Below are 18,706 nucleotides of genomic sequence, written 5' to 3'. Positions count from 1 at the left end.
GACGACGGCGCGCTGAGGCGACCGTAGATCAGGTCCGGCTCAGACGAACGCCGCGTGGCCGGTGATCGCCCGGCCCACGATGAGCTGGTTCATGTCCTTGGTGCCCTCGAACGTGTACACGGCCTCGGCGTCGGCGAAGAACCGGGCCACGCCGTGGTCGAGCGTGATGCCGTTGCCGCCGCACGCCTCGCGACACAGCGCGACGGTCTCCCGCATGCGGGTGGTGACGAACGCCTTGGCCATCGCGGCGTGGGCGTCGATCTGGGTGCCGTTGTCCTGAAGCTGGGCCACGCGCACGCACATGGCGAAGCCCGCGGTCACGTTCGCGTACGCGGTGGCGAGCTTGTCCTGGATCAGCTGGTAGCTGGCGATCGGGTTGCCGAACTGCTCGCGCTGCTTGGTGTACGCCACGGCCGCCTCGTAGGCGCCGATCATGGTGCCCAGCGCCTGCCAGGAGACGCCGTCGCGGGTGATCCGCAGCACCTTGGCCAGGTCACGAAAGTTGTTGATGTGCGCCAGGCGGTCCGCCTCGTGCACCTCTACGCCGTCGAGCACGATGTCCGCGTTCTGCACGATCCGCAGGGACTGCTTGCGCTCGATCTTGGTGGCCGTGAAGCCAGGCGTGCCCTTGCGCACCAGGAAACCCTTGACCTGGTCGTCTTCGGTGTCCTTGGCCCAGACCACGACGACGTCGGCGAACGTGGCGTTGCCGATCCAGCGCTTGGCGCCGTTCAGCACCCAGGTGTCGCCCGTGCGGGTGGCGGTGGTGCGCAGGCCCTTGGCGGTGTCGGAGCCGGCCAGCGGCTCGGTGAGCCCGAACGCGCCGATGAGGTCACCGCTCGCCATGGGCGGGAGCCATTTGGCGCGCTGCTCCGCGGAGCCGCCCACGCCGATCGACGTCATCGCCAGGCCGCCGGACACGCCGATGAAGGTGCAGAACGACGAGTCGACGCGCGCCGTCTCCATGCCGATCCAGCCGCGGAACACCGCGGAGGTCTCCTCGCCCTGCGTCTCGGCCCAGCCCGACCCGATGGTGCCGAGCTGCGCGTAGGGCTTGAACAGGTGCACTGGACACTCGGCGCGCTCCCAGTAGTCGTCCGCGATGGGGCGCACCTCGCGCTCCATGAACTCGCGGACGGCCAGCGCCTTCTTCTGCTCGGCCGGGGTGAGCAGGTCCTGGAACGAGTAGAAGTCGGCCTCCAGGATGTCCGTGCGGGGCGACTCGGGTGCGAGCGTCATCGGTCCTCCGATCATCGTCGATCTGGTTGGTCGGTGCTGGTCGATCCGGTACCGGCAGTCGGTACCGACCGACCGGTCGGTGTCCAGTATGCATCAATCACGAATATGTTGCACTCCTCCCCCGGAGCCGGGCTACGCTGCGGTTCAGCGACCCCCTGATCGACCCCCGAACTCGAAGGAGAGACCTCTCGATGGGCTATCGGCACCCCTTCCCGCTGCGCTGGAACGACAACGACCAGTACGGCCACATGAACAACACCGTCTACTACGAGGCCATGGACACGGCGGTGAACATGTGGCTCATCCGGCACACCGGCATGGACCCCACGGGCGACGTGATCGGGCTCGCCCGGGCGTCGTCGTGCGAGTTCCTGGCCTCGGTGTCGTTCCCGGACGAGATAGAGGTCGACGTCGCCGTGGGGCGCCTCGGGCGGACGTCGCTCACCTGGGACCTGGCAATCCTCCGCGCGGGCGCGGCTGACCGCGGCGAGCCGTACGCGACGGGCAGCTTCACGCACGTGTTCGTCGACCAGGCCGCCCGCCGGCCCGTGCCCGTGCCGGACCGGGTGCGCGAGGCGGTCGCCGAACACCTGCCGCCCCCGGCAGCGTGACCGCCCGGCCTGGCAGCGCGCACCTCGCGCAGCCCAGTGATTCGGCCCGAAAACCACACGTCTTCGGGCCGAATCACTGGGCTGTCGCGAGGCCTGGCGCCGCAAGCCGGGCGCATCCCGCTACTCCGTCGGCGGCGCCGAGTGCCGGGCCGTCAGCTCGCGCTTGAGCACCTTGCCGCTCGGGCCCAGCGGCAGGTCGGCGGACACGTGCACCACGCGCGGGTACTTGTACGCCGCCACGTGCTCCTTCATGTACGCGACCACGGCGTCCGGGTCGACGTCCGCCCCGTAGGACGGCACGACGGCGGCGTGCACCTCCTGCCCGCGCACCTCGTCGGGCACGCCGAACACCGCGGCCATGGCGACGCCCGGATAGCGGGCCAGCACGGCCTCGACCTCCGTCGGATACACGTTGTAGCCGTTGCGGATGATCATGTCCTTCTTGCGGTCCACGATCGTGACGATGCCGTCCGAATCCACGGTGCCGAGGTCGCCCGTGCGGAACCAGCCGTCCACGACGGCCGCGGCCGAGGCGTCCGGCCGGCCCAGGTACCCCTTCATCAGGTTGTGCCCGCGCACCACTATCTCGCCCAGCTCGCTGGTCGCGCCCGGCCCGCCTGCTTCGCCCGACGGCGCCGGCAGCAGCTCCACCCGGTCCTCCACCTCCGCGACCGCCACCGCGACGTCGACACCCCACATCGAGCGGCCAACGGTCCCTGGCCGGATCGGCTCGAACGTCACGTTGAAGGTGCACGACGGCGACGTCTCCGTCAGCCCGTACCCCTCGTGCACCTGCGCGCCGTACGCCTCCTCGAACGCCTCCAGCAGCGCCACCGGCAGGGCCGCACCGCCGGACACCGCGTACCGCAGCGGGGGCCGTGCCGCCGAGCGGCGAGCCGCCTCGACCATGCCCGCGAAGTTGGTCGGCACCGCCGTGAACACGGTCGCGCCGTGGGCCACGAGCAGCTCGAGGGCCTCGTCGGGGTCGAACTTGGGCAGCAGGATGATGGACGCCGCCCGCCGGAAGGCCATGTTCAGCACCGCCATCTGGCCAAACGAGTGGAAGAACGGCAGGCCGCCGTAGACGACGTCGTCGGGCCGCAGGTCGAACGAGTCGATCAGGGAGCAGTGCACCTGCTCGACCATCGCCAGGTGTGACCCCACCGCGCCCTTCGGGGTGCCCGTGGTGCCGCTCGTGTACAGGATCGTGGCGGCGGCCAGCGGGTTCGTGCCCACGTGCCGCTCGATCGGGGACGCAGCCGCCGCCTCGTCCTCGAGGCGCGCCACCTCCAGCTGCCGGGCTGCGCCCTCGGGCATCAGGACGGTCACCAGCGGCACTCCCGCCCTCGCGGCAGCGGGCGCGGCCTCCGCCAGCATCGGGGCGGCGACCACGACGACGTCGGCCCCAGCGTCCTTCAGGACGAACTCGATCTCGTCGCTGCGGAACAGCAGGTGCACGGGGATCACCACGGCGCCGAGCGCGAGCGTCGCGTAGTAGACGCGCGCGAAGTCTGGAACGTTCGGCACGATCATCGCCACGCGCGAGTCCAGCCCGATCCCGCGGGCCGCGAGCGCACCTGCGTACGCGCGGGTCTGGTCCCAGAGGTCGCCGTAGGTGGTGGGCTGACCCATGAAGTACAGCGCGGTGCGTCCGGGGAACCGGCCGGCGGTCTCGGCGAGGATGCTCGCTATCGAGAGGGTGCCGTAGCCGGGGCCGTCGACCGCACGATCGACCGCTCTGTCGACGGCGCGGCTTGCGACGGGTTCGGGCAGGACGCCTGGGGTGTGCGTCATGTCGGGTCTCCTTCCGGGGAGGGGTGGGGCGCGGGCTGGGTCAGGAACGGTGCGCGACGGCGGAGCTCGGCCCGGCCGAGGGACGCGAGGTGCACCTCGTCGGGGCCGTCGGCCAGCCGCAGGGTGCGGACGCCCGCGAACAGCTCGGCCAGGGGGTGGTCGCCGGAGACGCCCGCGGCGCCGAAGACCTGGACGGCGCGGTCCAGGATCTGCCCGACGGCGCGGGGTACCGCGATCTTGATGGCCTGGATCTCGGTCATGGCGGCCTTGTTGCCCAGGGTGTCCATGAGCCAGGCGGTCTTGAGCACGAGCAGGCGCAGGGACTCGATCTCGATGCGTGAGAGGGCGAGCCATTCGCGCACGACGCCCTGGTCGGCCAGCGGCGCACCGAACGCAACGCGTTCGGTGGCCCGCTCGCGCACGAGGTCCATCGCGCGTTCGGCGATGCCGAGCGCGCGCATGCAGTGGTGGATGCGGCCCGGTCCGAGGCGGGCCTGGGCCATGGCGAACCCCTCGCCCTCGCCGCCGAGCAGGTTCGCGACGGGGACGCGGACGTCGTCGAAGACGATCTCGGCGTGGCCGCCGTGGTCGCGGTCGTCGTAGCCCAGCACGGTCAGGCCGCGCACGACGGTGACGCCGGGGGTGTCGCGGGGCACGAGCACCATGGACTGCTGCCGGTGCCGGGGCGCCTCGGGATCCGTCTTGCCCATCACGATCAGCAGGCCGCAGTCGGGGTTCATGGCGCCGGTGGCGAACCACTTGCGGCCGGTGATCACGTACTCGTCGCCGTCGCGCACGATGCTCGTTGCGATGTTCGTGGCGTCCGACGACGCGACGGCGGGCTCGGTCATGCAGAACGCGGACCGCAGAGCGCCGTCCAGCAGCGGGTCGAGCCACCGCTCGCGCTGCTCGGGCGTGGCGAAGTGCGCGAGCAGCTCCATGTTGCCGGTGTCGGGCGCGGCGCAGTTCATGGCGACGGGCGCGAGCTTGGGGCTGTATCCGGTGAGCTCGGCGACGGGCGCGTACTGCAGGTTGGTCAGGCCGCCGCCGCGTGCGCCGACCGGCCCGCCCGGGGGCAGGAACAGGTTCCACAGCCCGCGCTCGCGCGCGGTGGCCTGCAGGTGGCGCACCACCGGCCGGAAGGACCAGTCACCGGGGGTGGCGGCGAGCTGGTCGGCGAGCACGGGCTCGGCGGGCAGCACCTCCTCCGTGACGAAGTCCCGGACCCGCCGGGTGATCTCGCGGGTGGTCGTGTCGGGGGCGAAGTCCATCAGGCTCCTCCTGCTGTCGTGGTGGCGGTCGTGGGCGGGGTGTCGGCGAGCCGGTCCAGCCCTTCGGCGGCCAGCGGTTCCACCAGTTCCCCGATCCGGTCGAACCCGTCGCCGACGGTCTGCCCGCCGGTGAACCGGTAGTGGATGCCCTCGAGGATGACCGCGAGCTTGAAGCAGGCGAACGCGCGGTACCAGGAGAGGTCGGGCACGGCGATCCCGGCGCGGGCGGCATAGGCGTCGATCACCTCGCCGAAGTCCGGATAGCCGGCGCCGGGCACTATCGCCCCGGGCACGACGTCGACGCCGGAGGTCGTCGTCAGCTCCCGGATGTGCCAGTACATGCCGAGCATGCCGAGGTCCACGAGCGGGTCGCCGAGGGTCGCCATCTCCCAGTCCAGCACCGCCGCGATCCGCGGGGCGTCGGGCGGGCCGGCCACGATTACGTTGTCGAGCCGGTAGTCGCCGTGCACTATCGCGGTGCGGACGCCGTCGTCGGGCACCGCGGCCTCCAGCCGCCCCTGGAGCGTGTCCAGGAGCGGCTGGGGCCGCGACCGGGAGGCGTCGTACTGGCGCCGCCAGGTCTTCATCTGGCGGCCCAGATAGCCGGCGGGCCGGCCGAAGTCGGCAAGCCCCACCGCCGCCGGATCGGTGGCGTGGAGATCCGCGAGGACCTCGGCCAGCTCGACCCCGAGCCGGCCGAGCCCCTCGCGGGTCCAGGCCGCGTTGTGCTCCGGGCGGGCCAGCACCATGCCCGCCACGTGCTCCATGACGAAGAACACCGTGCCCGTGACCTCTGCCCGCTCCGTGTCGTCCACCACCGCGACGGTGCGCGGCACCGGGATCGTCCCCGCCAGGGCGGTGATGACCCGGTGCTCGCGCCGCATGTCGTGCGCGCTGGACAGCACGTGCCCCAGTGGCGGGCGCCGCACCACTAGCGGCAGCGCGGCGCCGTCCACCCGGTAGGTGAGGTTGCTGCGCCCGCCGGTGATGAGGCTCGCGGTCAGGCCCGGGCCGGCGGGATCCGCCAGCTCCGGGTGCTCCCGGGCCAGCCAGGCGGCCAGGCCCGCGACGTCCAGGCCGGGTGGTTCGTGCGTCATGGTTCCCCTCTCGTGCGCCCGAGGTCGTCGTGCGCGGTGTCTCCGGTGCCCCCTGCCCCGGGGCGGGGTCATTCAGTGGCCGGGATGCCCTCGTTCTCGAGCGGCGCCTGCTCCGGTTCGACGGCGGTGGCGCCCGCGTCGGACACCTCGTAGGCGCTGTCGGTGAAGTCCTGCGCGCCGTCGGCCACGACGGCGATCCGGACGGTGCGGTGCCCGAAGTGGTCGTCCGCGGAGTAGGTCAGCGGCGCTATGCCGTTGCCCCCCAGGTCACCGGACTCCACCGCCGCCACTATCGACTCCCTCGTCGGGTTCTCGCCGGCCGCGGCCAGCGCCTCGGCGAACTGATAACCCACACTCATGCCGAACGTGGTGTTGCCCGTGTAGGGCGCGCCGTCGTTGTACTCCTCGTTGATCTGGGAGAACAGCTCGTACCACTCGGACGACGGGCTGTTGGGCAGGTAGTTCACCGAGACCAGGCCCTCCAGCGCCGGTGTGCCCTCCTCACCGAGATACTCCGCGAGCGTCGGGTAGTCGGCGCCCGAGGAGGAGACGTGCCACTTCGGGAACCACTCCATCTGCGCGGCCGTACCGACGGCGAGCGCCGTGAAGCCGTTGATGGTGCCGAGCACGTTGTGCGTGCAGCCGGCCTCCTTCATGGCGCCGAGCTGCGCGGTGACGTCCTGGTCAGCGGTGGAGTAGGTCTGGTTGGTCGCGACCTCGCCGTCGCCCAGCGCCAGCTCGACGCCCTGGAGGATGCCCGCGCCGAAGTCGTCGTCCTGTCCCAGTACGCAGACGACGGCGTCCGGGTCGGTGTCGAGCGCATGCTGCGCGAGTGCCGCGCCCTCGGTCACGTAGTCGGCGTTGAAGCCGAACGTGTTCGGGTACTCGTCCGGCTGGTTCCACGTCAGGGAGCCGGAGGCGACGAACAGGTCGGGCACGCCGTTCTGGTCCAGGTAGTCGAGCACGCTGGAGTGCGTGGGCGTGCCCAGGCCGTTGACTATCGCGAAGACCTCGTCCTCCTGGACCAGCTCGCGCACCACCGTCTGGGTGTTGGCCGGGTTGTAGCCGTCGTCCTTGACGATGTACTCGATCTCGCGGCCGTGGATACCGCCGTTCGCGTTGACGTACTCGAAGTACGCGGCGGTGGCCGCCGAGATCGACGCGAAGCCTGCAGCGGCCGGTCCCGTGAGCGGCTGGTGCGTGCCGATGACGACCTTGTCGTCGGTGACGCCCGGGACCTCGGCGGCCGCGGGGGTGGAGCAGGCCGACAGGGCAGTGGCTGCGGCCAGTCCCATGGTGGCTGCGATGGCGGTGGACCGTGCAGTGGATCGTGTGGTGCGCATTCCGATCACCTCTCTGTGTTCTGGGAAAGCGATGTGTTCTGGAAGAGCTGCGTGTTCTGAGAAAGCTTTTTGGTCGGGAGAAGTCGCGAGAGCCCGCCCGGCCAGAGCACGGTGACGACGATGACCACCACGCCGAACAGGACGATCTCGAGGTTTCCCTGCAGGCGGTGCCCGAGGTCGGCGGGCAGCCCGGCGGTGGCCTGGTCGACCACCCAGGGCAGCAGCGTCACGAGCACCGCCCCGATGGCGGCGCCCCCGAGCGAGCCGAGCCCGCCGACCACGGCGGCGACCACGAGCAGCAGCGAGAACCCGAGTCCGTACGCCCCCGGGCTGACCTGCTGCGTGACTATCGCGAGCACCACGCCGCCCAGGCCAGCGGCGAGCGAGCTGATCACGAACGCCCCGGCCTTGACCCGGCCGGGGTCGACGCCGGCGAGCCGGGCCGCCGTCTCGTCGTCGTGCACCGCGCGCATGCGCAGGCCGGCGCGCCCCGCGCGCAGGGCGACCAGGGGTGTGACCGCGCAGGCGGTCACCAGGATCGCGAGCCAGGCGTGCCACTGCTCCACCGCGATGAGAGCGGCGAGCGCGTCGGGCACCGGGACGAACGGGGCGCTGATGCCCTGCGCCCCCGCCAGCCCGGGGATGGTGCTCGCCGCCGACGGCAGCGCGATCACCAGGGCGAGCGTCAGGCCCGCGAGGTAGGGGCCGCGCAGCCGGGCCGCCGCGAGCCCGAGCAGCAGGCCGAGCGCACCCGAGGCGACGAGCGCGCCGACCACCCCGGCGAGCAGGGGCAGCAGCCAGCCGACGACGCCGTCGGCCACCTCTCCCCCGGCCCCGGCCAGCGCGTCCGCCACCCAGGTCGCGGTCAGGGCGTACCCGTACCCGCCGGCGGCCATCAGCACCGCGTGCCCGAGGGAGAGCTGGCCGGTCAGTCCGACCAGGAGAGTGAGGCCGGCGACGGCCGCGAACACCCCGGCGGAGGTCGCGAGCTGGTAGTTGCGGTAGGGGTCGAGCAGGAAGGTGGCGCCAAGGGCCAGCAGGGTGAGCAGGCCGGCGCGCAGCAGGAGCTTCGCGCCCCCGGACCTCAGGTCAAGGGTCCTCATGCCGTCCGCGCCTCCCTCGCGGCGAAGAGTCCGTGCGGTCGCACGAGCAGCACGACCGTGAGCAGGGCGAGCACCGCCAGCGGCGCCGTCGCGGCCGACGCGTACCCGGTCACGAGGCTCGCGAGCACGCCCACCACCAGCCCCGCGACCAGCGCCCCGACCGGCGAGTCCAGCCCGCCGATGACGGCGGCGGCGAAGGCGTTGACGAACAGCACGTCGGCGGCGTGCGGGTCGAGGCCGAGCCCCGTGGGCACCAGCAGGAGGGCCGCGAGCGCCGCGGTGGCGATGGAGAGCATCCAGCCGAGGGTGACCATGCGGGGCACGCGGACTCCGAGCAGCCGGGAGGTCTCGGGGGCGAACGCGGCGGCGCGCAGCTGGAGGCCGATGGAGGTGCGGTTGAACAGGATCGCGAACCCGCCCATGACGACGGCGGCCACGATCAGCACGAACAGGTCGTAGGGGCTGAGCACGCTGACCCCGCCGACGTCGAAGGGCCGCTGCGAGAAGGGTGCGTGCACCGGCCGGTGGTCGGGTCCGAAGGCGATGGCGAGCCCGGCCTGGAGCACCATGACCAAGCCGATGGCCACGATGATGCCGGGCAGCGGGTTGTCCTGGGGCACCAGGCGCAGGAGCCATCGTTCGACGACTGCGCCGAGCAGCGCGCCGACGACCAGCGCGGAGGCCAGGCCGAGCCAGTAGGAGCCGCTCGCCGACGTCACGGCGAACGCCACGTACACGGGCACTATCGCCATGGCGGCCTGGGCGAAGTTCACCGCCCGCGCGGCCCGGTAGACGATCACGAGCGACAGCGCGAAGAGCGCGAGGACGGCGCCGCGCGCCAGCCCGGTCGACATCAGGAACACGAGTCTTTCCACGGCGGGATCCATCTCAGTCATGTCGGAAGCCAGCTCAAGAGCCATGTCAGAAGCCCAGGTAGGCGTGGCGGAGGGCGGGGTCGGCGGCCAGCTCGGCGGCCGGACGGTCGGCGACGACCTCGCCGAGGGAGAGGACGACGCCGCGGTCGGCGACCGACAGCGCGCCCGTGACGTTCTGCTCGGCCAGGAGCACGGTGAGGCCGGTGGCCTCCGCCTGGTCGCGGAGCACGCCGAGCAGCTGGGCGACCACGAGCGGCGCCAGCCCGAGGGACGGCTCGTCGAGCAGGAGCACGTCCGGCTCACCGACCAGGGCCCGCGCGAGCGCGAGCATCTGCCGCTCGCCGCCGGACAGGGTGTGGCCGGCCGCGTCGCGGCGCCGCGCCAATGGCTCGAACAGCTCGTACATCTGCCCGACGGCGGCCTCCCGTGCCGGGCCGCTGTGCTTCCGCCCCGCGTACCGCCACAGTGCGCCGAGCCGCAGGTTCTCCGCGACGGTCAGCTCGACCACCACGCTGCGTCCCTCGGGGACCAGGGCCAGGCCGCGCCGCACCCGGTCCTCGGTACTCAGGCGCGTCAGGTCCGCGCCGTTGAGCAGCACGCGCCCGCTGCGCGCGGGCACCAGTCCCAGCAGGGCGCGTAGCAGCGTCGTCTTGCCGGCGCCGTTGGCCCCGAGCAGCGCGACGACGCCGCCGTCGGGCACCTCGAGCTCCAGGCCGTCCAGCACGGGGGCGCCGTCGCCGTAGCCGACGGTGAGCTTCTCGATCGTCAGGGTGCTCACGCGCTCTGCTCCGGCCCGGTCTCGACAGGCGCGACCCGCGCGCTGCCCACCGGCACTCCCAGGTACGCCACCTCGACCGCAGAGTCCCGCCGTACCTCGTCCGGCGTCCCGCACGCGATGACGTGCCCGAAGTCGAGCACCACCACGCGGTCGGCCACGTCCATCACGAAGTCGACGTGGTGCTCCACGAGCAGCACGGCGCACCCACCGTCCGACACCGTGCGCACGGTCCGCGCGAGCTGGTCGATGTCGGCGGCCCCGAGCCCGCCCGCGGGCTCGTCCAGCAGCAGGAGCCGCGGCCGGGTGACCAGAGCGCGGGCCAGGGCCACGCGCTTGCGTTCGGGGTAGGGCAGTGTGCCGGCGGGAACGGCGACCAGGCCTGCCAGGCCGAGGGCGCCCAGCACCTCCTGGACTGCGTCCGCGCTCGTGCCGCCGTCCGGCCGGACGCTCGTGAGCGGCACGCGCAGGTTCTCCAGCACGGTGAGGTGGTCGAACAGTCCAAGGCCCTGCAGGGTCCGGGAGACCCCGGCCCCCAGCAGCCCGGTCGCCGACGACGGCGCGGGCGCGCCACCCACGCGGATCTTGCCGCGCCGGGGGCGCACCAGGCCGCACACCGCGTTGAACACGGTGGTCTTGCCTGCGCCGTTGGGGCCGATCAGGGCGACGGTCTCGCCGTCGGCCACCGTGAAGGACACGTCGTCCAGCGCGATGAGGCCGCCGAACGTCACGGTGAGCCCCGAGACCTCCAGCCGGGGCGGGCTGTCTTCTGTGCTGCTCGACGTCGTTGTCATCGGCACCTCCTCGTCTCGTCATCGCTGATAAACCGACCAGCCGGTATGTCACCGGCGTGGATCACCCGGGCCCCCGGCCCCGTGCCTACCTGTCGCTCATCCGCCCGTCACCGGTGCGGGATCCCGCTCGTCATACCGCCGTCCACCACGATCTCCTGGCCGGAGATCCACGCCGACGCGTCGCTCGCGAGGAACAGGATCGTCCCGGTGAGGTCGTCGGGCACGCCCGGCCGGCCGAGCGGGATCACCAGGGCGTCGGGGTCGATCCTCGCGCTCATCTCGGTGAGGATCAGGCCGGGATGCACCGAGTTCACGCGGATCCCGTCCTTGCCGAGCTCGACGGCGAGCGACTTGGTCAGCCCGCGCACCGCAAACTTGGAGGCCGTGTACCCATGCAGGCTCCAGCTCCCGCGCAGCCCCTCGACCGAGGAGATGTTGATGATCGAGCCGCGGCCGGCGGCCTTCATCGTGGGCACCACCGCCCGGCAGCCCAGGAACACGCCGGTCGCGTTGACCGCCATCACGGCGTTCCACTTGGCGAGCGTGAAGTGCTCGATCGGCGCGGCGTTCGCGATGCCCGCGTTGTTGATCAGCACGTCCACCCCGCCGAGCTCGTCGACCACCTGGCCGACCACCCGGTCCCACGCCTCCTCGTCGGTCACGTCCAGGTGCACGAACCGCACCCGCTCCCCCAGCGCGTCGGCCAGCGCCTGCCCCTCGGCGTCCAGGATGTCGGTAATCACGACGCTCGCCCCGGCGTCGTGCAGGATGCGCACGTACGCCTCGCCGATACCGCGAGCGCCGCCCGTCACGAGCGCCACCCGCCCGGTCAGGTCGTGCATCGCGGCGACGCTCGGCCCGGTCATGCGGCCACCTCCCCGGTCACCGCGTCGTCCGCCACCCGGACCACGAGCCGGCCCGTCGTCGCGCCGCCGGCCAGCCGCGCCACCGCTGCGGGCGCCTGGTCGAACCCGACGACGTCACTGAGCACCGGGCGCACCACGCCGGAGGCGGCGAGCTTGTCCAGCTCGGCGTGCGCGGCGTCCACGAGGTCGGGGCAGCGCTGCTGGTACAGCGCCCAGTGCAGGCCGAGCACGCCGTAGTTCTTTACGAGCGCGAGGTCGGCCCGGACCTTCGGCGTCTGCCCGCTCGCGAACCCGACCACGACGATCCGGCCCTCGAAGGCGATACAGCGGGTCGAGCGCTCGAACGAGTCGCCGCCCACCGGGTCGAACACCACGTCGACGCCGGGCTTGCGCAGCTCGGCGACCCAGTCGTCGCCGCGCAGGAACACCTGGTCGGCGCCCGCGGCGCGGGCCGCCGCCACCTTGGCCGCGCTGCCCACCACGCCGACCACGCGCGCCCCTGCCGCCTTGCCGAGCTGGCACGCGGCGGTGCCGACGCCGCCCGCGGCGGCATGCACGAGCAGCGTCTGGCCGGCCTGCAGCCCGCCCCGCTGGTGCAGCCCGAACCACGCGGTCTGGTACGCGATCGTCAGCGCGGCGGCCTGCGCGTCGTCCAGGGCCGACGGCGCGGCGTGGACCGCCTGAACCGGCACCGTCGCGTACTGCGCGAGCACCCCGATCTTCGAGCCGACGACGCGGTCGCCGACCCGCACCCGCTCGCCCTCGGTCACGCCGGGACCCAGCGCGACGACGTCGCCGCACAGCTCGATCCCCGGCACGAACGGCAGCTCCGGCCGCTCCTGGTACTCGCCGCGCGCCAGCAGGACGTCGGGGAAGTTCACCGCGACGGCCCGCACACGCAGCAGCACCTCGCCAGGCCCCGGCTCGGGGACCGGGACGTCGTGCAGCTCCATGACCTGCTCGGGCTCCCCGTGGGAGACCACCCGCCACGCCTTCATCGCCGTGGGTACGCTCACGTGTCAGCCCTTTCCTGTTGCTCTGATGCCTGTCGCTCTGAGGCCGCGCAGGAACAGCTCGGTGAGCTGCTCCGCCACCTGGCTCGCCGTCAGCGGCCCCGCGGGCGAGTACCACTGGGAGAGGTAGTGCACGTCGGAGAAGAAGTGCGCGATGAGCATCGCCGTGGGCACGTCGTCGCGGAACGCCCCCTTCTGGATGCCGCGCAGGAGCAGCGCCTCGAACTCCTCGTGGTACTCGCGACGGCGCCGCTTGACCTCCGCCTGGCGGTCCGGCATGAGCATGTGCTGGCTGCGCGTGAAGACCGTGCCCTCGGGCAGGAACTCGATGGACGTCGAGATCACGTCCACGCAGACCGCCCGCAGCACGTCCTCGACGCCGTCGCCCCGCTCGGCGCCCGCCGCGACGATCTCGTCGAGGCGTGCCTTCTGCAGCGACAGCAGCCGGTCGTAGATCGCGAACAGCAGGTCGTCCTTGGAGGCGAAGTAGTGGTACATCGCCCCCTTGGTGACGCCGGCCGCCGCGACGATCTCCTGGACGCTCGTGGTCGCGTAGCCCCGCGTGGAGAAGAGGTCGAGAGCCGCTCGCAGGACCTGGTCCTGGACGTTCATGGTGCGCATGGGCTCATCCTTCACCGTCCCCACCACATCCACCGGCCGGCTCACAGGGCGGTCCGCACGCTCGCGCCGCCGTCGACCAGGAGCGTCTGGCCGGTGACCCATGCGGCGTCGTCGGACAGGAGGAAGGCGGCCGGACCGGCGACGTCGTCCGGGACGCCGAGCCGGCGCAGCGGGTAGGCGGCTGCCGCCTCCTCCTCGCGGCCCTCGTAGAGGGCGCGGGCCAGCCGCGTCTTGACCACCGCGGGCGCGAGCGCGTTGACGCGGGTGGTCGGGGCGAGCTCGTCGGCGAGCTGGATCGTCAGGTTGATGAGGGCCGCCTTGGAGACTCCGTAGAAGGCGATGTTGGGGCCCGACGCCGTTCCTGCTACCGACGCCATGTTGACTATCGAGCGGAGGGGGCCGTCGATGGCCGCGGCCGCGGCGACCGCCTCCCTGATCCACTCCAGGGCCGCGATCACGTTCACCTCGAGGATCTTGCGGGCCACGCCCGTGTCGAGCTCCGCGAGCGGCCCGTAGGCGGGGTTGATCCCGGCGTTGTTCACGAGATGGTCGAGGCGCCCGAAGCGTTCGATCGTCCGGCCGATGGCGTCCGCCCGGTGCCCGGCGTCGTCCGCCTTGCCCGCGACGCCCAGGGCGCGGTCCGGGCCGAGCTCGGCGACCGCCTCCTGGAGGGTCTCGGCGCGGCGGCCGGTGATCACCACCCGGCCACCCTCGGCCACGATGCGGTGGGCGATCGCGAGACCTATGCCCCGGCTGCCACCCGTGACCAGGGCGACCCTGCCCTCGAACCTTTGCCCCGGGCCGTTCTCTGCCCCACCGGCGACGACGTTGTCAGCCACACATTCCTCCGTACCGTCTGGTCGGTTTGCGAACTGCACCGTAGCACGCCCTCGCTCAGCGGGATAGAGTGCGTGTTTTCCACCAATGTCCCGTATGCATCGTTCTGCATATTGTTGCAACGGCGCCTCGGTAGCGGTTGGATAGCCGCCATGACAACGACGTCGATCGCGACGGTCGGACTGGAAGCAGCGCCGAGCACCCTCTCCGCTCGGCTGGCCACGCGCCCCGAGGCGCAGCGGGTGCTGGACCTCGCGCGCGACACCTTCATCGAGGGCTACCGCATCGACATGGGTCCGCTGGCCGCGCAGCTCGGCGTCGACCGCACGTCGGTGTTCCGCTGGGTAGGCAACCGGGACGCGCTGCTCAGCGAGGTGCTGTGGTCGCTCGCCGTGCCGACGCTGGTGCAGGCCGAGCGCGCGAACGAGCACCTGACGGGCGCCGAACGCCTGGCGGGGATGCTGACCACCTTCGCGCACGACCTCATCGTCGCCGACTACTTCCGCGCGTTCCTGCGCAGGGAGCCTGCCCGCTCGCTGCGGCTGCTCACGACTGCCGACAGCCCCATCCAGCAGCGGTTCGTCGCGACCGTCGAGTGGCTGGTGGTGCGCGACCTCGGCGAGAAGCCGTTCGGCGGCACCATCACCCCCGAGGAGCTGGCCTACCTGCTGGTGCGGGTCTCGGAGTCGCTCACGTACGCGGACCTGATCACGGGCGACGAGCCGAGCCCGGTGCGTGCGCGGACGGCGTTCCGGCACCTGCTGCGGGTGGACTGACCGGGCCCGGACGGCTGCGGGGCCGCAGGCCCGGTGAGATCGGTCCGTTGCTCTGGCCGCTCGCTGACTTCGGTCATTTGCTCTGAGATCGGTCGGTTGATTGACCGATCTCAGAGCAACTGACCGAAGTCAGTGAGTTCGGTCAATTGCCCGGCCGGACCTACCGGCCGACGCCGTCACTCGCCCAGCAGACGCTTCACGTAGCGGCGCACTGGAACCGGCACCGGGCCCGCCGCGGTCTCCGCCTGGTAGTCGAGCGGTCCGGCGTCCGACCAGCCCTGGCGTTCGTAGAACCGGCGCGCCCGCCCGTTGCCCGCCACGACCGCGAGCCAGGCCTCTGCGTGCCCCGCTGCGGCGACCCGGTCCTCGCCGTCGGACAGGAGGTGCACGGCGAGGCCGGAGCCACGGTGCGTCGCCGAGACGAACACCTGCTCGACCTCGTCGTCGTGGACCGTGACGAACCCGGCGACACCGCCGTCGGCCACGGCCACCGTCGTGCGTGGCACCCGGCTCGCCGCCCGGGGCCCGAACGACTCGCGCGTGCGGACCGCCTCGAGCGCCGGCGGAACGAGGCCGCGGTGCCCGTCGCCCCAGGCGGCGTGCCAGACGTCGGCGATGCCGGGAGTGTCGTCCGGCACGGCCTGCCGGAGCTCGACGTGCCGTACGCGCAGCGGCGCGACCAGGTAACGGTCCTCGTCCTCCAGCACCACCGGCTCGGTACGCCAGCCCGGGCCGGCGTACCCGACGAGCGCCGCGGCGTCCCGCCACCGGCTCACGTAGGTCAGGGTGTCCGGTCCGACGACGATCTCGTCGCCCAGAAAACCGTCGAGCGTGGTGAACTCCGCGATCCCGGCCTCGATGAAGGCGCGGAACTCGTCGAGCATGCCCGGCCGGACCAGCGCGGTGGAGGATCTGATGATCATGCGCCCGATCATGCTGCATCGATCCTGGCCCGGGCCAGGATCACCGGCTCGGCCGCAGTCGCTGGCAACCGGCTCGGCGATTCGGCAGAGTGGGGGCATGGACTTCACTCGCCCCTACCCGCCGGACCCCTACACGCTGCTGCCCGCTCCCGCGGCCTTCTCGCTGACGAGCAGCAACCTGACCGACGGCGAGCGCATGCCGGACGCGCACGCAGCGCACGACCAGAACATCTCCCCCGCACTCGAGTGGAGCGGTTTTCCGGAGGGCACCAAGTCGTTCGTCGTGACCTGCTACGACCCCGACGCGCCGACGCCGATGGGCTACCACCACTGGACCGTCGTGGACCTCCCGGCCTCCGTGACGTCCCTCGACACGGGAGCCGGTACTCCCGACGGCTCGGGCCTGCCCGCCGGGGCGTTCCATACGTACAGCGACGGCCACACCCCGGGCTTCGAGGGCGCGGGCCCGCCGCCCGGCGACCACCCGCACCGGTACATCTTCGCCGTGCACGCGCTGGACGTCGAGCCGGGCGAGCTGGGGCTGGGCCCGGACAACAGCAACGCGCAGGTGGCGTTCAACGTGTACTTCCACCTGCTGGGGCGCGCCACGCTCACGGCGACGTACAGCCGGTGAGGGGGCGACCGATGAGCGAGAACGCCACCCTGCCCACCCTGGGCGACCTCGTCTGGGCGCCCGCGCTGGAGCACCCCGAGCTGCTCGCCGAGCCGGTGCTCGCAGCCCTGACCGCCTGGGCCGACGCCGACCCCCGGGTCGCGAGCCTGGTCGCCGTCACCGAGATCGATCCAGAGCACGCCGAGACGGCGACGCTCAACGAGCTGCACGACCTGCCGCCCGAGGCGTCCGCCAACTGCGTGCTCGTGGCCGGCAAGCGGGGCGAGGACGAGCGCGTCGCCGCCTGCGTCGTCCCCGCCAGCACCTTCGCCGACGTCAACAAGCGGGTGCGCAAGCTGCTCGACGTGCGCAAGGCGTCGTTCCTGCCGATGGACCGCGCGGTGGCCGACTCCGGCATGGAGTACGGCGGCATCACGCCCGTCGGGCTGCCCGCGGGCTACCGCGTGCTGGTCGACTCCCGGTTCACCGAGGAGGGCACCATGGCGCTCATGGGCTCCGGCGTCCGCCGGTCCAAGCTGCTCATGCCGGGCGCCCTCCTGTGCGCGATGCCGGGCATCGAGGTGATCGAGGACCTCGGCATCACCCGCTGACCGGACTTTGGCCGTGGACATCAGGCCGGCGTGATCTTGCCGTCCATCGCGGCGTCCATCCGCTCGGCGAACTCGGCGCCGTTGAACGGGGCGCCACCGCCCGGCGCCAGGGCCGCCCGGACGTACCGGCGGAACTCCTCGCTGAGCTCGACGTAGTGCTGCAGGCGCGGCCGGGGCGACGCCCCCTCGAGCGCCAGCCGCAGCGCGTCGTTGGCCTTGCGCTCCGGGTCGTTCGTGCCCTCGACGCCCTTCCCGGTCGCGTAGTCCACGAGGGAGGCGGCGAGCCCGTCCGTCGTCGGCTCGCGCGCCCACGGCGCCTCAGGGTCGCGGTACGGCGCCTCGCGGCTCGCGGCGAACCCGCCGCGCTCGAAGATGAGCTGATGGCTGCGCTCGTCGGTGAGGAACTCGACGAGGCGCCGGGCCGCCACCGGATATCGCGACGCCGCCGCGACGGCGAGGCTCTGCCCGCCGAGCACGCCGCCGCCGGGCACGGGCATGAACCCGACCCGGAACGGCGCCGCGTCGCTGCCGCGCAGCAGGCGCAGCGCCCGTGGCCAGTGCCGCAGGAAGACCGCGCGGCCAGCGGCGAACGCGGCCAGCGAGCCCTGCTCGTCGAACGTGAGCGAAGCCGCCGTGCCGCTCGGTCCGTCCGTGGACGTGCGCAGCCGCTGCGCCAGGGCGTCGACGGCCTGACCGATCCTGTCGACGTCCTCGAAGACCGGTCGCCCGGTCGTGTCCACCGAGACGGCGCCCGACCCCAGCAGGATCTCCCACAGGTTGACCGTGAACCCCTCGTAGTCGGCGAGCTGCAGGGCGATCGCCGTGTCGACGGGCGGCCGGCTCAGCCCGGCGGCGGCGTCGCCGCCGACCTTGTCGAAGACATCGTGCGCGAACGTGTCCAGGCTCGCCCAGCCCTCGTGCACCGGGATCGGGTCGGTCGCGGGCACCTCGCCGTCGTAGTACTCCGTGATCAGGTCCAGGTTGCAGTACAACAGGCCGACGTCGGAGTTGAACGGCAGCGCGTAGGCCGCGCCGTCCCAGGTGCCGGCCGCCCACGGCTCACCGAGGAACCCGTCGCCCGTCGCGCCGTCGAGCTCCCGGAGGTAGCCGCTCTGCGCGAACTGCGGCACCCACGGGACGTCCAGGTTGTAGATGTCGTAGCCCGGCTCACGGGCCTGCGCGGCGGACAGCATGGTGCTGTAGGCGAGGTCGGCATTGCTCGACACCTCGACGATCTGCGCCGGGTGCTTCTCGTGCACCCGGTTCCAGAGGTCCACGAGCAGCCGGCGCTGCCCGCCGTCGGTCTCGTCGCGGCCGCTGAGGATCCTGAGCTGGCCGCCCGAGGAGAACGTCTCCATGTCGGCGGCACCACCGAACAGCCGCTCCAGGCCCAGCGGAAGCAGCGCCCCGGCCACGAGCCCCACCGCTCCGCCCACCACGAAGCCCCTGCGGGTGATCACGCCGTGGGTCCCGTTACCGGCCCCGTTGCCCATCCCGTTGCCCATCCCGTTACCCATCCCGTTGCCCTTCGCGCCACCGGTCAC

General features: G+C 72.3%; 19 protein-coding genes. 4 read left to right on the top strand and 15 right to left on the bottom strand.

What is annotated here, in order from left to right; all coding sequences use genetic code 11:
* Nucleotides 1–39: 39 nt before the first annotated feature.
* Nucleotides 40–1,239 (bottom strand): acyl-CoA dehydrogenase family protein, encoded by a 1,200-nt coding sequence (locus AB0F70_RS11355; protein ID WP_357447775.1) that lies wholly within the window; start codon nucleotides 1,237–1,239, stop codon nucleotides 40–42.
* 191 nt (nucleotides 1,240–1,430) lie between these two features.
* Here AB0F70_RS11355 and AB0F70_RS11350 point away from each other — a divergent pair, with 191 nt between their 5' ends.
* A complete protein-coding gene (locus tag AB0F70_RS11350) occupies nucleotides 1,431–1,850 on the top strand; it encodes a thioesterase family protein (protein ID WP_357447772.1) in 420 nt (139 codons plus the stop codon).
* A gap of 120 nt (nucleotides 1,851–1,970) precedes the next feature.
* Here AB0F70_RS11350 and AB0F70_RS11345 read toward each other — a convergent pair whose 3' ends face one another.
* The 12 genes from AB0F70_RS11345 to AB0F70_RS11290 form a co-directional block, all read right to left on the bottom strand.
* The gene (locus AB0F70_RS11345; protein ID WP_357447769.1) at nucleotides 1,971–3,644 is read right to left on the bottom strand and encodes an AMP-binding protein; all 1,674 of its coding nucleotides are present in this window, start codon (nucleotides 3,642–3,644) and stop codon (nucleotides 1,971–1,973) included.
* Nucleotides 3,641–4,915 carry an acyl-CoA dehydrogenase family protein gene (locus tag AB0F70_RS11340; protein ID WP_357447766.1) on the bottom strand — a complete coding sequence of 425 codons (1,275 nt, stop codon included), beginning with the start codon at nucleotides 4,913–4,915 and terminating at the stop codon, nucleotides 3,641–3,643. Before AB0F70_RS11340 ends, AB0F70_RS11345 begins: the two co-directional genes overlap by 4 nt.
* Complete coding sequence (locus AB0F70_RS11335; protein WP_357447763.1) at nucleotides 4,915–6,012, bottom strand: phosphotransferase family protein; 1,098 nt, start codon at nucleotides 6,010–6,012, stop codon at nucleotides 4,915–4,917. Before AB0F70_RS11335 ends, AB0F70_RS11340 begins: the two co-directional genes overlap by 1 nt.
* A gap of 68 nt (nucleotides 6,013–6,080) precedes the next feature.
* On the bottom strand, nucleotides 6,081–7,355 hold the full coding sequence (locus AB0F70_RS11330) for an ABC transporter substrate-binding protein (protein WP_357447760.1): 1,275 nt from the start codon (nucleotides 7,353–7,355) through the stop codon (nucleotides 6,081–6,083).
* Between the two features lie 5 nt (nucleotides 7,356–7,360).
* Nucleotides 7,361–8,458 carry a branched-chain amino acid ABC transporter permease gene (locus tag AB0F70_RS11325; RefSeq protein ID WP_357447757.1) on the bottom strand — a complete coding sequence of 366 codons (1,098 nt, stop codon included), beginning with the start codon at nucleotides 8,456–8,458 and terminating at the stop codon, nucleotides 7,361–7,363.
* On the bottom strand, nucleotides 8,455–9,333 hold the full coding sequence (locus AB0F70_RS11320) for a branched-chain amino acid ABC transporter permease (RefSeq protein ID WP_357447754.1): 879 nt from the start codon (nucleotides 9,331–9,333) through the stop codon (nucleotides 8,455–8,457). The genes AB0F70_RS11325 and AB0F70_RS11320 overlap by 4 nt, the downstream gene beginning before the upstream one ends.
* 46 nt (nucleotides 9,334–9,379) lie before the next feature.
* Nucleotides 9,380–10,111 carry an ABC transporter ATP-binding protein gene (locus AB0F70_RS11315; RefSeq protein WP_357447751.1) on the bottom strand — a complete coding sequence of 244 codons (732 nt, stop codon included), beginning with the start codon at nucleotides 10,109–10,111 and terminating at the stop codon, nucleotides 9,380–9,382.
* Nucleotides 10,108–10,902, bottom strand: a complete 795-nt coding sequence (locus AB0F70_RS11310) for an ABC transporter ATP-binding protein (protein ID WP_357447748.1) — start codon at nucleotides 10,900–10,902, stop codon at nucleotides 10,108–10,110. Before AB0F70_RS11310 ends, AB0F70_RS11315 begins: the two co-directional genes overlap by 4 nt.
* A gap of 107 nt (nucleotides 10,903–11,009) precedes the next feature.
* On the bottom strand, nucleotides 11,010–11,768 hold the full coding sequence (locus tag AB0F70_RS11305; RefSeq protein WP_357447745.1) for a glucose 1-dehydrogenase: 759 nt from the start codon (nucleotides 11,766–11,768) through the stop codon (nucleotides 11,010–11,012).
* A complete protein-coding gene (locus tag AB0F70_RS11300) occupies nucleotides 11,765–12,784 on the bottom strand; it encodes an NADPH:quinone oxidoreductase family protein (protein WP_357447742.1) in 1,020 nt (339 codons plus the stop codon). The genes AB0F70_RS11305 and AB0F70_RS11300 overlap by 4 nt, the downstream gene beginning before the upstream one ends.
* A gap of 3 nt (nucleotides 12,785–12,787) precedes the next feature.
* Nucleotides 12,788–13,402, bottom strand: coding sequence for a TetR/AcrR family transcriptional regulator (locus tag AB0F70_RS11295; RefSeq protein ID WP_357447739.1), 615 nt, complete (start codon nucleotides 13,400–13,402; stop codon nucleotides 12,788–12,790).
* Between the two features lie 41 nt (nucleotides 13,403–13,443).
* Nucleotides 13,444–14,241 (bottom strand): SDR family oxidoreductase, encoded by a 798-nt coding sequence (locus tag AB0F70_RS11290; protein ID WP_357447736.1) that lies wholly within the window; start codon nucleotides 14,239–14,241, stop codon nucleotides 13,444–13,446.
* Nucleotides 14,242–14,391: 150 nt separating this feature from the next.
* Here AB0F70_RS11290 and AB0F70_RS11285 point away from each other — a divergent pair, with 150 nt between their 5' ends.
* Entirely contained in the window at nucleotides 14,392–15,015 is a 624-nt protein-coding gene (locus AB0F70_RS11285; RefSeq protein WP_357447733.1) for a QsdR family transcriptional regulator, read from the top strand.
* 176 nt (nucleotides 15,016–15,191) lie between these two features.
* Here the strand turns inward: AB0F70_RS11285 and AB0F70_RS11280 are convergent, their stop codons facing one another.
* The gene (locus AB0F70_RS11280; protein ID WP_357447730.1) at nucleotides 15,192–15,938 is read right to left on the bottom strand and encodes a GNAT family N-acetyltransferase; all 747 of its coding nucleotides are present in this window, start codon (nucleotides 15,936–15,938) and stop codon (nucleotides 15,192–15,194) included.
* A 97-nt stretch (nucleotides 15,939–16,035) separates the two neighbouring features.
* On the opposite strand from AB0F70_RS11280, the gene AB0F70_RS11275 reads away from it, so the two are divergent.
* Together AB0F70_RS11275 and AB0F70_RS11270 are read left to right on the top strand one after the other, a co-directional pair.
* Nucleotides 16,036–16,572, top strand: coding sequence for a YbhB/YbcL family Raf kinase inhibitor-like protein (locus AB0F70_RS11275; protein ID WP_357447727.1), 537 nt, complete (start codon nucleotides 16,036–16,038; stop codon nucleotides 16,570–16,572).
* Between the two features lie 11 nt (nucleotides 16,573–16,583).
* Complete coding sequence (locus tag AB0F70_RS11270; protein ID WP_357447724.1) at nucleotides 16,584–17,162, top strand: YbaK/EbsC family protein; 579 nt, start codon at nucleotides 16,584–16,586, stop codon at nucleotides 17,160–17,162.
* 20 nt (nucleotides 17,163–17,182) lie between these two features.
* Here the strand turns inward: AB0F70_RS11270 and AB0F70_RS11265 are convergent, their stop codons facing one another.
* On the bottom strand, nucleotides 17,183–18,706 hold the full coding sequence (locus AB0F70_RS11265) for an extracellular solute-binding protein (RefSeq protein WP_357447721.1): 1,524 nt from the start codon (nucleotides 18,704–18,706) through the stop codon (nucleotides 17,183–17,185).

This window comes from Promicromonospora sp. NPDC023805 (assembly GCF_040639635.1).
GTDB lineage: Bacteria > Actinomycetota > Actinomycetes > Actinomycetales > Cellulomonadaceae > Promicromonospora.
Note: the sequence above shows the minus strand (reverse complement) of the source record. Positions and strands in the feature narration are given on the sequence as shown.